Source organism: Actinomyces bowdenii (assembly GCF_017592395.1).
Taxonomy (GTDB): domain Bacteria; phylum Actinomycetota; class Actinomycetes; order Actinomycetales; family Actinomycetaceae; genus Actinomyces; species Actinomyces bowdenii.
The window spans coordinates 91,127-105,660 of record NZ_JAGFOU010000009.1 but is presented as its reverse complement, the minus strand read 5'-3'; the positions used below and the strand labels follow the sequence as shown (position 1 = coordinate 105,660).

General features: G+C 72.0%; 11 protein-coding genes. 7 read left to right on the top strand and 4 right to left on the bottom strand.

Annotation, left to right across the window (positions count from 1 at the left end; all coding sequences use genetic code 11):
• Positions 1–132: integrase core domain-containing protein (locus J5X07_RS05790; RefSeq protein ID WP_208478972.1), on the top strand; the 132-nt coding region annotated here is incomplete at its 5' end.
• Here the strand turns inward: J5X07_RS05790 and J5X07_RS05785 are convergent.
• On the bottom strand, positions 129–2,816 hold the full coding sequence (locus tag J5X07_RS05785) for a DEAD/DEAH box helicase (protein WP_208478960.1): 2,688 nt from the start codon (positions 2,814–2,816) through the stop codon (positions 129–131). The genes J5X07_RS05790 and J5X07_RS05785 overlap by 4 nt on opposite strands.
• A gap of 104 nt (positions 2,817–2,920) precedes the next feature.
• Between J5X07_RS05785 and J5X07_RS05780 the strand changes: the two genes are divergently transcribed.
• From J5X07_RS05780 to J5X07_RS05765, 4 genes are all read left to right on the top strand, one after another.
• Complete coding sequence (locus tag J5X07_RS05780; RefSeq protein ID WP_124933442.1) at positions 2,921–4,411, top strand: alanine/glycine:cation symporter family protein; 1,491 nt, start codon at positions 2,921–2,923, stop codon at positions 4,409–4,411.
• Positions 4,408–5,895 carry an alanine/glycine:cation symporter family protein gene (locus J5X07_RS05775; protein WP_208478959.1) on the top strand — a complete coding sequence of 496 codons (1,488 nt, stop codon included), beginning with the start codon at positions 4,408–4,410 and terminating at the stop codon, positions 5,893–5,895. Before J5X07_RS05780 ends, J5X07_RS05775 begins: the two co-directional genes overlap by 4 nt.
• 54 nt (positions 5,896–5,949) lie before the next feature.
• Positions 5,950–7,443, top strand: coding sequence for an alanine/glycine:cation symporter family protein (locus J5X07_RS05770; protein ID WP_208478958.1), 1,494 nt, complete (start codon positions 5,950–5,952; stop codon positions 7,441–7,443).
• A 257-nt stretch (positions 7,444–7,700) separates the two neighbouring features.
• A complete protein-coding gene (locus J5X07_RS05765) occupies positions 7,701–9,323 on the top strand; it encodes an alanine/glycine:cation symporter family protein (protein WP_208478957.1) in 1,623 nt (540 codons plus the stop codon).
• Positions 9,324–9,765: 442 nt separating this feature from the next.
• Here the strand turns inward: J5X07_RS05765 and J5X07_RS05760 are convergent, their stop codons facing one another.
• Complete coding sequence (locus tag J5X07_RS05760) at positions 9,766–10,455, bottom strand: hypothetical protein (RefSeq protein WP_208478956.1); 690 nt, start codon at positions 10,453–10,455, stop codon at positions 9,766–9,768.
• Positions 10,456–10,899: 444 nt separating this feature from the next.
• Between J5X07_RS05760 and J5X07_RS05755 the strand changes: the two genes are divergently transcribed.
• Entirely contained in the window at positions 10,900–11,103 is a 204-nt protein-coding gene (locus J5X07_RS05755) for a hypothetical protein (RefSeq protein ID WP_208478955.1), read from the top strand.
• A 250-nt stretch (positions 11,104–11,353) separates the two neighbouring features.
• Positions 11,354–12,274, top strand: a complete 921-nt coding sequence (locus tag J5X07_RS05750; protein ID WP_208478954.1) for a fumarylacetoacetate hydrolase family protein — start codon at positions 11,354–11,356, stop codon at positions 12,272–12,274.
• Between the two features lie 31 nt (positions 12,275–12,305).
• Here the strand turns inward: J5X07_RS05750 and J5X07_RS05745 are convergent, their stop codons facing one another.
• Entirely contained in the window at positions 12,306–13,574 is a 1,269-nt protein-coding gene (locus J5X07_RS05745; protein ID WP_208478953.1) for a MalY/PatB family protein, read from the bottom strand.
• Positions 13,575–13,653: 79 nt separating this feature from the next.
• Positions 13,654–14,448 carry a hypothetical protein gene (locus J5X07_RS05740; RefSeq protein ID WP_208478952.1) on the bottom strand — a complete coding sequence of 265 codons (795 nt, stop codon included), beginning with the start codon at positions 14,446–14,448 and terminating at the stop codon, positions 13,654–13,656.
• Positions 14,449–14,534: the final 86 nt, after the last annotated feature.

The following is a 14,534-nucleotide window of genomic DNA, read 5'->3' as shown; positions in this document are numbered from 1 at the left end:
ACCAGCGAGACCGAACGCGAACAGGCCTACGACCAGTGGCTCCACCACTACAATCACCACCGACCCCACACAGGCATCGCAGGCCAAACCCCCTCACAACGCGTTCACAACCTCACGAGGAAGAACAGCTAGGACTGCGGGCCGACGCTCAGCAGCCGCAGGACGGGCCGGTCCTCGCGATCCGAGGCCTCCAGGTCCACCAGGGCCACCAGCCTCCAGTCATGGTCGCCGTCGGGATCCTCGATGATCTGCGTGGCCAGCCACACCCTCCTGCCCTGGGAGGCCAGGGCCCCGCGCAGGCGCTCGGAGACCCCCGCTGCCGCCAGGGCCTGCTCGTCGGGCTCCTCATCCAGCGGCGCCAGGGAGGCCGCCCGGGCCGCGGTGTCCGTGCCGATCCAGTCGTACTCCTCCCAGTAGTCGCCCAGGGCCCCGTCCCAGCGCTCCTGCCCCCAGCCGGAGGAGGCGTCCAGGCGCCCCAGGGCCTCGACGTCGTCACGGGCCATGAGCTCGACGCGGCGGAACATCTCCCGGCGCACCGCCACCCGGAAGGCGTGCCGGTTGCGGGTCAGGGCCACCCGGCCCTCCTCATCGGCCCCGAAGGCCCGCTCCACGCCCAGGGAGTCGTCGGCGCCCGGGCGGTCGGCCCCCAGCAGCGCCGCACCCTCCTGGGCGCGGCCCGACTGCGCCGCGCCCAGGGCCTCCCACTCATCGAGCAGGGAGGAGTCCACCGCCCGCACCAGGCCACCCAGCCAGTCGATGAGCTCGACCACCTCGGGGGTGCGGTGCTCCTCGGGCACCACCTGGCGCAGCGCCCGGTAGGCGTCGGTGAGGTAGCGCAGGATGACGCCCTCACTGCGCCCCAGCTCATAGCGCGAGACCAGGTCGGAGAAGGTCATGGCGTTCTCCACCATCTCGCGCACCACTGACTTCGGGCTCAGCTCGTAGTCGGCCACCCAGGGGTTGGACTGCCGGTACATCTCCAGGGCCGGGGCCAGCAGCTCGGCCAGCGGCCGGGGCCAGGTGACCTCCTCCAGGGCCGCCATGCGCTCCTCGTAGTCCATGCCCTCGGCCTTCATCACGGCCACCGCCTCACCGCGCGCCGCCCTCTGCTGGGCGTAGAGCACCGGGCGCGGATCATCCAAGGTGGCCTCCACCACGCTGACCACATCGACGGTGTGCTCGGGGGAGTCCACGCCCAGCAGGTCCATGGCCGCCAGGGCGAAGGGCGCCAGCGGCTGGTTGAGGGCGAAGTCGTCGGGCAGGTCCACGGCCAGGCGCAGGCGGGGGCGGCCATCGGCGGCCGCGACGGCGGAGGAGACGTGCTCGACCACCCCCGCCGTGCGCAGGGAGCGGTAGATCTCCAGGGCCCGGCGCACCTGGGAGCGGCGCTCGGCCTGGGGCAGGTGGGCCCGCTCCAGCAGGCCGGCCATGTGGGCCACGGGGTCGCCCGGCCGCTCCATGAGGCTCAGGACCATGGTCGTGGTCACCTGGAACTGGCTGGTGAGGGTCTCGGGAGCGGCGTCGCGCAGGCGCTCGAAGGTCCTATCCGTCCAGTTGACCCGCCCCTCGGGGGCCTTCTTGCGCACGATCCTGCGGCGCTTGCGCTCATCATCCCCGGCCTTGGCCAGGGCCTTGGCGTTCTCGATGACGTGCTCGGGGGCCTGGACCTCCACGAAGCCCCGGGTGTCGAAGCCGGCGCGCCCGGCCCGGCCCGCGATCTGGTGGAACTCACGGGCCGTGAGATGGCGCTCCTTGGCGCCGTCGAACTTCACCAGGGAGGTGAGCACCACTGAGCGGATCGGCACATTGATCCCCACCCCCAGGGTGTCGGTCCCGCAGATGACGGCCAGCGCCCCCTGGCGCGCCAGGCGCTCCACGAGCCTGCGGTAGCGCGGCAGCATCCCGGCATGGTGCACCCCGATGCCCGAGCGCAGCAGTCGCGACAGGGTGGCGCCGAAGCCCCCGCCGAAGCGGAAGTCCCCCAGGGCGGCGGCGATCCCCTCCTTGCGGGACTTGGGGATCAGGTCCACGCTCAGCAGCGCCGTGGCCCGCTCAATGGCCTCCTTCTGGGAGAAGTGGACGACGTAGACCGGGGCCTTGTCCTGCCCCACCAGGCGCTGGAGCAGCTCGCCGATGGGCTCCACGCTGTAGTCCATCTCCAGGGGGACCGGCCGCACGGCGTCGTCGACGACGGCGACCTCGCGCCCGGTGCGCTCGCCCAGGTCCCGTGCGAGGAAGGCGACATCCCCCAGGGTCGCCGACATCAGGACCATCTGCGCCTGGGGCAGCTCCAGGAGCGGGACCTGCCAGGCCCAGCCGCGCTGGGGGTCGGCGTAGTAGTGGAACTCGTCCATGATCACGCAGTCCACGTCCATCGCCCCGCCCTCGCGCAGCGACTGGTTGGCCAGGATCTCCGCGGTGCAGCAGATGACGGGGGCGCCCGCATTGATCGAGGTGTCCCCAGTGACCATGCCGACGTTCCCCGCCCCGAACAGCCCCACCAGCTCGAAGAACTTCTCACTGACCAGGGCCTTGAGCGGGGCCGTGTAGTAGGAGCGGCCCCCGCGGGCCAGCGAGACGGTGTGGGCCGCCAGGGCGATCATCGACTTGCCCGAGCCGGTGGGGGTCGCGGCGATGACGTGGCGGCCCTGCAGGATCTCGCTGAGCGCCTCATCCTGATGGGGGTAGAGGGGGCGGCCGGTGTCCTGCGCCCACTGGGAGAAGGCCAGGTAGACATCCTCGGGCTCAGGGATCAGGCCGGGGTCATCGGCCGGGATGAGGGCGTCGAGCATCGCGTTGAGAGCCGGGGCGGTCATGGGCCCATCGTCTCACGGGCCACCATCCGGCCCTCTGGTGCGCGCCCGTCCCAACTCATGAGAGCATGCGGGGCGTTCCACGTATCCCATCGTGAAAGACCGCCATGGACGCCCTCGCCCAGCAGCTTCAGAGCATCTCCGACTGGATCACCCTGCACATCACCATGTGGGTGCTCGTGGGCACCGGCATCGTGCTGACCATCGCCACCCGCGGCGTCCAGCTGCGCCACCTGCCCGCCATGGTCCGCCAGGTGGCCGGCTCGCGCAGCGGCGCGGGCGGCGGCATCTCCTCCTTCCAGGCCTTCACCATCTCCCTGGCCGCCCGTGTGGGCATCGGGAACGTCTTCGGCGTGGCCGCGGCCCTCATCCTGGGAGGCCCCGGCGCCATCTTCTGGATGTGGATGGTGGCACTGGTGGGCATGGCCACCGCCTTCTTCGAGGCCACCCTGGCCCAGCTGTTCAAGACCCGCCACGCCGACGGCTCCTTCAGGGGCGGGCCCGCCTACTACATGGCCCGCGGCATGCGCTCGCGGCCCCTGGGCGTGGCCTTCGCGGCCCTGACGATCTTCACCTGCGGCTTCTCCATCATCATGGTCCAGGCCAACGCGGTGGCCGGGGTCATCGGCCCCGCCTCGCCCCTGGGCCTGTCGCAGGGGGCCGCCGCCGCGGTCCTGGTGGGGCTCTCGGCGCTGGTCATCCTGGGAGGGGTGCGGCGAGTGGCCCGCGTCACCGAATGGATGAGCCCGATCATGGCCCTCATCTACATGCTGCTGGCCCTGATCATCGTCTGCCTGCACCTGACCGAGCTCGGCGCCGTCCTGTGGACGATCATCACCTCGGCCTTCGGCCCCCAGCCCTTCGCCGGGGGAGTGACCGGGGGGATCCTGGCGGCCCTCATCAACGGCACCAAGCGCGGCCTGTTCTCCAACGAGGCCGGGCAGGGAACCGCGCCCTTCGCCGCGGCCACCGCCACGGTGGCCCACCCCGTCCAGCAGGGGCTCATCCAGTCCCTGGGGGTCTTCGTGGACACCATCGTCGTGTGCACGGCCACCGCCTTCATCATCCTGGTCTCGGGGGTCTACAGCCCGGCCGCCACCGCCGCCGGCACCCTGACCCCCGAGGCCGCCGCCACCCTGACCTCCGACGCCGTCGCCGCGGTCCTGGGCGGGTGGACGGCGGCGCCCATGGCGGTCCTCATCTTCGTGCTGGCCTACTCCTCGATCATCGCCGCCGCCACCTACTCGGAGGTCTCGATGACCTTCATCAGCCCCGACCCGCGCTGGCGCTGGCTGCCCCGCCTGGTCTCGGTGGCCTCCACCGGCCTGGGGGCGCTGGCCACCCTGACGGTGGTGTGGAACACCGTGGACATCACCATGGCGCTCATGACCGTGACCAACCTGGTGGCCCTGCTGGCCCTGGCCCGCTGGGGCGTGGGCGCCCTGCGGGACTGGGAGGCCCAGCGCCGGGCGGGCATCGCCGATCCGGTCCTCGTGTCCACCGACAACCCGTACCTCCCCGCTGATCTGCCCGGAGATGTCTGGGCCGCTGCGGGGCCGCCCGCTCAAGAGCCGACGACGATGGAGGCCCGCCCATGACCCTCACCAGCGTCCAGGACTGGCTCCTGCGCATCGATGACTGGTTCTACACCTACCTGCTGGCGGCCGTCCTGGTGGCCGTGGGCCTCTACCTGACTGCCCGCTCCGGGGCGGTCCAGGCGCGCCACTTCGGCTCCATGGTCCGCTCGATCACCACCTCGCGGGCCGGGGCCAACGGGGGGATCTCCTCCTTCCAGGCCTTCGCCGTGGGGCTGGCGGCCCGCGTGGGCATCGGCAACATCGCCGGGGTGGCCCTGGCGGTGGTCGCAGGCGGCCCCGGCGCCCTGTTCTGGATGTGGGTGGTGGCCCTCATCGGCATGGCCACCAGCTTCGTGGAGTCCACCCTGGCCCAGATCTTCAAGGAGCGCGGGCGCGACTTCACCTTCCGCGGCGGTCCGGCCTACTACATCAAGAACGGGCTGGGCTCGCGCGCCTGGGGCCGGGTCTTCGCCGCCATGTGCATCATCTCGGTGGGGGTGACCGTGGTGATGGTCCAGACCAATTCCCTGGCCGGCGTCATCACCGCCACGGTCAGCGACGTCAAGCCCTGGATGGTGGGGGTCTTCCTGGTGATGCTCACCGGGCCGGTGGTCCTGGGAGGATTGAAGTCGGTGGCCCGCGTCACCGAGTGGCTGGCGCCGATCATGGCCCTGGTCTACGTGCTGGCCACCGCGGTGATCCTCCTGCTGCACCTGGGGGATCTGCCCGGGGTTCTGCGCGACGTGGTCCTGGGCGCCTTCGGCGTTGACCAGGCCCTGTTCGGGGTTGCCGGCGGTGTCCTGGCCGCCGTCCTCAACGGCGTGCGCCGCGGCCTGTTCTCCAACGAGGCGGGCCTGGGCACCGTGCCCAACGCCGCGGGCACCGCCACGGTGGCCCATCCGGTGCGCCAGGGCCTCATCCAGTCCTTCGGCGTCTTCATCGACACGATCCTGGTGTGCACCGCCACCGGCCTGCTCATCCTGTTGGCCACTGACACCTACCAGCCCGGCAACGCCTCCCTGGAGGGGGCGGTCCTGACCCAGCAGGCGGTGGTGGAGCACCTGGGGGCCTGGACCACCTGGCCCATGGTGGTGCTCATCTTCGTCCTGGTCTTCTCCACGGTGCTGGGCTGCTACTCCTACGCCCAGGTCAACGTCAACTTCCTGGGCGGGGAGCACAGGGCCGAGCAGCTCTTCGGCCTGGTGCTCACCGCCGCGGCCTTCGCCGGCTGCGTGCTGAGCCTGCCGATCGTGTGGGCCCTGACCGATATCGCCCTGGGCCTGCTGGGCCTGCTCAACCTCGTGGTCATCGTGCGCCTGACGCCCTGGGTGCTCGGGGCGCTGCGGGACTTCGAGGCCCAGCGCTCCCGCGGCCAGGAGCCGGTCTTCGTCGGCCACTCCAACCCTCATCTGCCCGGCGACGTCGTCCCCGGCATCTGGGAGGCGGATGGGCAGCAGCCCGGTGCGCAGCAGGCGGCTCACCGGGGCGGCCCCGACCGCGGGTAGGGCCCCGGCACCGCGAGCCCACGACCACTGACCGCCACCCCTGCTGGAGCAGCCATGCCGTCTATCAGCGAGATCCTCACCACCGTCTCGGACATCCTGTTCTCCTGGGTGCTCGTCGTCCTGCTCATGGCGGCAGGCGCCTACCTGACCGTGCGCACCCGAACCGTCCAGCTCCGCCACGCGGCCGGCATCCTCAGCGCCGTGAGGGGCTCGCGCTCGGGGGCGCAGGGGGGCATCAGCTCCTTCCAGGCCTTCGCCGTCGGGCTGGCCAGCCGGGTGGGGACGGGCAATATCGTGGGGGTGGCCCTGGCCCTCATCCTGGGCGGCCCCGGAGCGGTGCTGTGGATGTGGCTGGTGGCCGTGGTGGGCACGGCCACGGCCTTCAGCGAGTCCACCCTCGCCCAGGTCTTCAAGGTCCGCCGCCCCGACGGCTCCTTCAGGGGAGGCCCCGCCTACTACATCGCCCGGGGGCTGCGCCTGCCCGCCCTGGGGACCGTCTTCGCCGTGGTCTTCATGGTGGCCAACGGGCTGGCCATGCCCATGGTGCAGGCCAATGCCATCACCGCCTCCCTGGGTGCCGCCGGGCATGTCAGCCCCGCCATGGGGGCGCTGCTCGTCGTGGCCCTCACGGCCCCCGTGCTGCTGGGCGGGCTGCGCACGATGGCCAGTGTGGCGGAGTATCTCGCACCGGTGATGGCCCTGGCCTACATGGCGCTCGTCCTGGTCATCCTGCTGACCCACCCGGCCCAGGCCGGGGAGGCCATGACATCCATCCTCGCCGGCGCCCTGGGCCTGCGCCCGGGCCTGGCCGGCCTGGCCGGGGGCCTGTTCGCCGCCATGCTCAACGGGGTGCGCCGCGGCCTGTTCTCCAATGAGGCCGGCCTGGGCGGGGCGGCCTGCGCCGCCGGGTCGGCCACGGTGTCCCACCCCGTCCAGCAGGGCTTCATCCAGGCCTTCGGGGTGGTGGTCGACACCCTCCTCATCTGCACCGCCACCGCCCTGGCGATCCTCGTGGCCGGGCCGGGCGTCTACGCCCCGGGCACGACCCCCGCCGAGGCCGCGGGCACCCTCACCCAGGACGCCATCGCCCATCTGGTGGGCCAGTGGAGCCGCTGGCCCATGGCGGTGCTCGTCGTGGTCCTGGCCTACACCACCATCATCGGCGCCTTCTCCTACGCCCAGGTCTGCCTGGACTACCTCACCGACCGGCCCTGGGCCTCCCGGGCCCTGCAGCTCTCGGCGGTGGCCTGCGCCGCCGTCGGCAGCCTCCAGGCTCTGACAACGGTGTGGACCCTGGCGGACATCCTGCTGGGCCTGGGCGCCATCCTCAACCTGGTGGCCATCCTGGTGCTCAGCAGGTGGGTGGTGGGGGCCCTGCGGGACTGGGAGGCGCAGACGCGGCGTGCCGCGCGGGGAGTGGGGGAGAGCGGCAGCGCTGAGGGCGCCAGGGCTCAGGTGAGGACTGAGGGCCCCGTCTTCCACGCCGACTCCCCCCACCTGCCCGCCGAGCTGAGCACCGAGGCCTGGCCGCGCAGCCACCGGCCCTGAGGGCGGGGCCGACGGGCCGCGGTGCGCGACGGCGTGGTGGCAGCCACCTGCGCGCCTGTGATCTCCACTGTCACCTCATCGAAACACGGCGGACCGTAGCCTGCTCGGGTTCCAGCGCTCGTGGTGTGATCCCTGGGCGTCTGCTGCTCACCGTGCCCGCACTGGCAGGCACGATGCTCCTGCTTCTCGCGGAGGAGGGCGGAGGCATGGAGGATCACGACGCGCGCATGCTTGTCCGACCCGGAGGCACGATGCCCATGACTCCCTCGAGCGCCCCCCAGACCCGTACCGGCGTCCTCGACCAGCTGACCGATGCGGTCGACTCGGTTCTCACCCCTGCGACCGAAGCGCTGGGCAGTTTCAGCGACAAGCTGTACGGGGGGCTGCTGGCCTGGCTGCTGGTCGCGATCGGCATCTACTTCACGGTCCGCACGGGCGGGGTCCAGCTGCGCCACTTCCCCAATATGGTCAGGACGATCCTGGTCTCCCGCTCTGCCGCCCATGAGGGGATCTCCCCCTTCCAGGCCTTCGCCGTGGGCATTGCCAGCCGCGTGGGGACCGGCAACATCATCGGCGTGGCGATCGCCATCACCATGGGCGGGCCCGGTGCCGTGTTCTGGATGTGGGTGGTGGCCCTGGTGGGCATGGCCACCGGCTTCGTGGAGTCCACCCTGGCCCAGATGTACAAGATCCCCAGCCCCGACGGCACCTTCCGCGGCGGGCCGGCCTACTACATCCTGCGGGGCCTGGGGTCCAAGGCGTGGGCGAGCATCTTCGCCGTCGTCATCACCTTCGTCTTCGGCTTCGCCTATGAGGCCACCCAGGCCAACGCCATCTCCACGGCGCTGAAGTCCACCTTCAACATCTCCCCCTGGATCACCGCCGTCTTCCTGGTCCTGATGACCGGCCCCATCATCTTCAACGGGATCCGGCTTGTGGCACGGGTCACCGAGTGGATGGCGCCGATCATGGCCATGGTCTACGCGCTCCTGGCGCTGGTGGTGCTGGTGCTCAACCTGGACGCCATCCCCGGGGCCCTGGTCTCGATCATCGAGGGCGCCCTCGGCATGGAGGAGGCCTTCTACGGCATCGCCGGGGGCCTTTACGCCGCGGCCATCAACGGCATCAAGAGGGGCCTTTTCTCCAATGAGGCGGGTCAGGGCTCCGTGCCCAACGTGGCCGCGACGGCCACCACCTCCCACCCCGTGCACCAGGGCTTCATCCAGTCCCTAGGAGTGTTCGTCGACACGATCATCGTGTGCACCGCGACGGCGCTCATCGTCCTGCTCTCCGGTGTCTACGACCCGGCGCGGGCCGCCCTGGATCCCTTGGCGGCCGAGGACGCTGCCGGCTCCCTGACCTCGACCTCGGTGGCCGAGGTCCTGGGGCCCTGGTCGGCCAACCTCATGGTGGCGGTCGTCTTCGTCTTCGCCTACTCCTCCCTGCTGGGCAACTTCACCTACGCCGAGATCAATATCGACTTCCTGCGCGGGGGAGCGGCGAGCCGGGCCTGGCACACCGGTCTGCGGGTGATGATCCTCGTGGCGGCCTTCGTCGGCTCCGTGGCCGAGCTGAAGTTCGTGTGGAACCTGTCGGATGTGGCCATGGGGCTCATGGCGATCATCAACATCGTGGCCATCGCCCTGCTGGGCAAGTGGGCCCTGGGCGCCCTGCGCGACTGGGAGGCCCAGAACCGGGCCGTGCGCGAGGGCCGTCAGAGCGAGATCCGCTTCATCGCCACCGACAACCCCTACCTGCCCGGAGCCCTGCCCGGCGATGTCTGGGCCGCCGACGGCGCCGCCCACCGCGGGGCCGCAGCGGCGAGCACCGCTGGGGCGGGCTCCACCGAGGGCGCCGGGGGAGAGGCCGCCCGGGCCTGAGCGCGGTTCCATCGCCGCCCGGGCCGCAGGGCTCCCGGGCGCATCCTCCAGTCGCCCACTGGCCCTCACGGCGCCGGCCCCTGGTATCCCAGCGCGCCCTGGGAGTGGGCCGCCGGATCGGTTGGGCCGGCTGGGCCGGGCCTGTGCTCGGGGGAGTGCCGTGCCCCGGGGGCAGTGCCCCAGGCTGGCAGTGGGCCAGGGCGGTGGTGGACTGCGATGCAGTTGGACGTCACTTCGCGACGGAGGCGTCACTTCGCGGAAAGAGCGACACCTACAAGTACCGTCCACGTCGCGAAGTGACGCGCTTGTCGCGAAGTGACGCCCGGCCTGCAGCCACACCGCCCTCCCGGCCCCTGGCCCTCCCGGAGCACCTGCTCCAGCCTGCCCTGGGCCCCACCGACCGGCCCCGTTGACGACGTCACGAGGACGGACAACTAGACAACTAGACCTGCCCGCCATGATCGCGGATGACGGCGCGGACCTTCTCGGTCTGGGCCGCGTTGTGCGCCAGGCGCGCGTCGACCTCCGCCTTGTGGCTCTCCAGGAAGGCGGCCTGCTGGTCCCAGGTGGCCTCATAGAGCAGGGAGGTCCAGCCCGAGGACTCCCGGCACTGGGCATCCGCGGTGGCGATCTCGATCTCCTCGGCACTGGGGGGCCAGAGGGCGTCTCCGGCGAACCTGGTCGCCAGCGATGCCGGCATGTCCTGTGAGAAGTACATGGGTGTCCAGGGCTGCTCCGGCAGGTCGGCGATCCCCTGCGGTGCCATGCATGAGTGCCACTGGGCAGCGGCGTCCTGGAGCTCGGGGCCCGAGGTATCGACCGTGAAGCCGCTGAGCCGAGCGTCCCAGTCGGCGTCGGACTCGCCACTGGAGAGCTCGGCATCCAGCTGGATCTGGCTGGTGACCGTGCAGTCGTTCCACTGCGCATGGAAGGCCTCGGGCTTGCTGTCGTAGATGCTGGGGTCACCACTGCCCGAGTCCTGCCGGAACCGCTTCCGGTACCCGTGCTCCTGGGCGATGGGGACGGTGAACGGCTCGATCCTGCCCTCGCTCTGGAATCCGGGAGGCGGCGAGGCCGGGGTGAGGATCTCGTAGTCCTCGAAGCCGGCATCGGACATGCACTGGTCGACCATGAGGTCCAGGGCATAGCTCTTCAGGTGCGCCAGCGAGGGGTCCTCGACCGCATCGAAGGGGACCGACCAGGTGGCCGGATCCCTGCTGACCCCCAGGACCGTCTCGGCCGCTGTGCTCGCCGAGGCAGCGGCCGAGGGCTGGGGGCCGTGCTGGCCGGTGCGGGGGTGGTGCCCGAGGCCGTTGCGCCGCTCTGACCGGAGGGAGCCGTCTGACTGCAGGCACAGGTCAGGGCAGCGGCCACGGCGATCGCGACGATCCCGCGCCTCTGTCGCCCATGGTGCTGATCGGGTGCTGATCGGGTGCTGTCATGGCGGGCCCTTCCAGGAGGCGGGGATGCTGCTGGCACTGAGCACCTACCTATGGTCTGGCCTCCAGAACAGCGTAGTGCGGATGCGGCCTGAGCGCCCCGGGATGAGGACGGGGAGAGATGGGGAGCCGGCCCCATGGGACCGCAGGCGCACCGCGCGATGGGCCGCCTGCCGGGGGCGGTGGAGCAGTGCGGCAGCGGTCAGGGAGCGCCCGCCCCGGGGGCGCGGCACTCCGGCCAGATGGCCTGCGGCGTTGAGGTCGCCAGGAGGTACCAGGCAGTGGAGGCCACCGAGCCGGCTGCGGTGGTCTCCTCAGCCGGATCATTCCTCAGCGTGTAGGGCCAGGAGCCATCCGCTGCCTGGGCGGGGAGGCTCCCTCGGCACTGATGCGGGCCTCGTCCCGCAGGCCCGCGGTGACCTGGGCGTGCGTCACCCCGAAGGTGCCCTCGAACCAGATGTTCCTGTCCAGACCCGGCTCGATGCGCGCGGTACAGCCCCGCACGGGTCCCTCGTCGTGGAGGAACCGCCGGGCGCGCCCAGGGCCGGGGCCCTCGGTCCCCTCCTCGGCGGCGGGGGATAGCCTTGCCCCATGAAGATCGCTCGCTTCTCCACCGGCGATGAGCCCCGCTACGGCATCGTCGAGCTCTCCGGGGCCAGCCCCACCGATCCCGCCTCCTTCAGCCCCGCGACCCCCGGCCCCACGCCTCCCGCCACCGGGACCGCCGTCGCCGCCGCCATCCCGGAGCCTCCCCTCCCCGGACCGGCCGGCCCGCCGCAGGGCCACATCCTCGTGCTCAAGGGCGACCCGCTCTTCACCCCGCCCCAGGCCACCGGTGAGGTCGTCGACCTGGCCGAGGCCCGCCTGCTCTCCCCCGTCATCCCCCGCTCCAAGGTGGTGGGCTTCGCCGGCACCTACCCCGACCCCGCAGGCGCGGCCCGCCCGGACGGGCCCCCGGACGAGCCCGTCGTCTTCCTCAAGCCCAACACCGCGGTCATCGGCCCCGACGCCCCCATCGTCCTGCCCCGCTGGAGCACCGAGGTCCACTACGAGGCCGAGCTCGCCGTGGTCATCAAGTCGCTGGCCAAGGACATCGCGCCCGAGCGGGTCGACGACGTCATCCTGGGCTACACCGTCGCCAATGACGTCTCCGCCCGCGACCGCCAGCGCAGCGAGCCCCAGTGGGTGCGGGGCAAGGCCTTCGACACCTCCTGCCCCCTGGGGCCCTGGCTGGAGATCCCCGAGCCCGGTGGCGCCCTCGCCTTCAACCCCGACGACGCCGTCGTGCGCGCCCACCTCGACGGCCGCCTGGTCCAGGAGGCCAGCACCCGCGACATGATCCGCCCCGTGGCCGAGCTCGTGTCCTACGCCTCCAGCATCTTCACCCTGCTGCCCGGGGACGTCATCCTCACCGGCACCCCCGCGGGCGCGGGCGAGCTGCGCCCCGGTCAGCGCATCGAGGTCGGCGTCGAGGGCATCGGCGCCTTCTCCAACCCCGTCGTGCGCCGCTGAGCCCGGCCCGGGCGCCCGTCTACCCGCCCGTCTACCGCTGAGCGGCCGCCCGGGCGCGGGCGGCCGCGACGATGCGCCGCAGGGTCTCCTCCTCGATGGCCCGGCCCGTGGCCAGGTTGAGCCGGCAGAAGCCCGACCAGTCCCGCCCGAAGGCCGCGCCCTCGTTCATCGCCACCCCGTGGTGCAGGAAGTACTCGCCCGGCTCCTCAAGCCCCAGGCCCCGGCAGTCCAGCCAGGCCAGGTAGGTGCCCTCGGGCGCCGTCATCTCCAGGCCCGTCACGTCGGCCAGCCCCTCATGCACGAGGTCGCGATTGGCGCGCAGGTAGGAGCGCACCTGCTCCAGCCAGCCCTGGCCCTCGCGCAGCGCGGCCACCGCGGCCATCGCCCCCAGGGCCGCCGCCTGCTCCGACAGGGCGGCGCTGAGGGCCTGCGCCTCCCAGGCCCGCCGCGCCCCGCCTGAGGCGATGAGCTGGGCGCACCTGAGCCCGGGGATGTTCCAGCCCTTGGAGACCGCCGTGGCCGTGAAGGTCAGGTCCGGATCCGCCGTCGGCCGCGAGGCGTAGGGGATATGCGCCAGGCCCGGCTCCAGGACCAGGGGGCCGTGGATCTCATCGGCGAAGACCGGCACCCCGTGGCGCTGCGACAGCGCCGCCACGGCGTCGAGCTCCGCCTCCGAGAGCACCCGGCCCACCGGGTTCCACGGGTTGCACAGCACCAGCAGGCCCGCCCCGGCCACCATCGCCGATTCGATGGCCTCCAGGTCCAGCTCCCAGCGCGGCGAGCCGTCCTCGCGGCCCACCCGGGCCGGGATCTGGAGGCACTCGCGCCCATGGCGCCCCGGGATCGACAGGAAGGGCATGTAGGCCGGGGTGGGGACGATGACCGGTGAGCCCGCGCGGGTGTGGTGGGCGATGATGGCGCCCAGGGCGGACAGGACGTCGGGCAGGAGGCTGACCTCCTCCACTGCCACGCGCCAGCCGAAGGCCCGCCCCTGGTAGCGGGCCGTCTCCTCACGGGCCTGCTGGGCCAGGCCGGGGGGCATGTAGCCCAGGGTCCCCTCGGCCACGGCGCGCTGGAGGACCCGGGTGATGGCGGGTGCCGTCCCCAGGTCCATCTCCGCCACCCAGGCCCCGATGACGTCGCCGGAGTGGCGGGTCCATTTCAGCGAGCCGCGCTCCCGCATGACCTCAGGCGTCAGGGCGTCGAAGGCCTGCGTGATCGCTGCGGGGGAGGGCGCCGCACCGCGCGCGCCAGGAGCGGGTGGGCCGCCGGCATCAGGGCTGGAGATGAGCTCGGGCATGCCGGGAGTCTAGGAGCCCGGGCCCGGTGATGCCATGAGCGGCGCGGCCGCCCTCGTGCTGCCCTCGTGCTGCGGGGCCCTAGGCCTGGCCATCCCCGGCCCCCGGGGGCGTGGCCGCAGGATCATCCATGTCCAGGGGCCAGGCGCCCGTCAGGGTGGTCTCCTTCAGCAGGCTGTCCATCTCGACCTGCGAGTAGGCCCCCACGGGGCAGGCGTACATCACCCGCATATCCGTGGGCGTCTGGCTGGCGGTGAAGACGCGCACCCACTGGGTCCCCTGGTAGTCCTGCCCGTTGACCGTGTAGGTCCAGTCCTTGCGGATCGTCTCGACCGGCTCCCCTCCCGGCGTCTTGATGGTGGTGGCGTCGTCCTCGGAGGTGAAGACGATATTCGTGGCCCCGGACTGCTGCTCGAAGGAGGACTCGATCCGCGCCGAGATCGCCTCGGTGTCCGCGCGGTCGCCGGCCGTGGGGCCATCGACGAGGTTCTGACCGACCGTGTAGAGGCACCCCGCATCATTGGTGAACTGGTTGACGCCGTTCTGGTCCCTGGTGGTGTAGCGCCACCCGGGGGCATTGATGGGGAAGGTCCAGGAGGCCGGGCCACTGGCCGAGGGGTCCTGCGAGGATCCCGGGGATGGGGACGACGCCGCCGAGGACGACGGCGATGACGGCGATGGCGCAGCCGTGGCCTCCTGGGCCCGGGTGGGGCTCGGCGCGGTCGCGGCGACCTCGCGGTCCTGGCAGGCGGCCAGGGCCGGGAGTGCCAGCGCCAGGCTCAGTCCCAGGGCGGCGCGCAGCGTCCGCGACGCCGCCGGGCGGATCGGCACGGGGCAGGGCAGGAGGGGGGAAGCGGTACGGGGCAGCGGCAGCATAGGAGCCTCCGGTCATCGGTGGGGTGCCGTGGGGAGCGGCACAGGGCGGTTGAGGACGGGATCACAGTAGTGCCATCACGCGCATG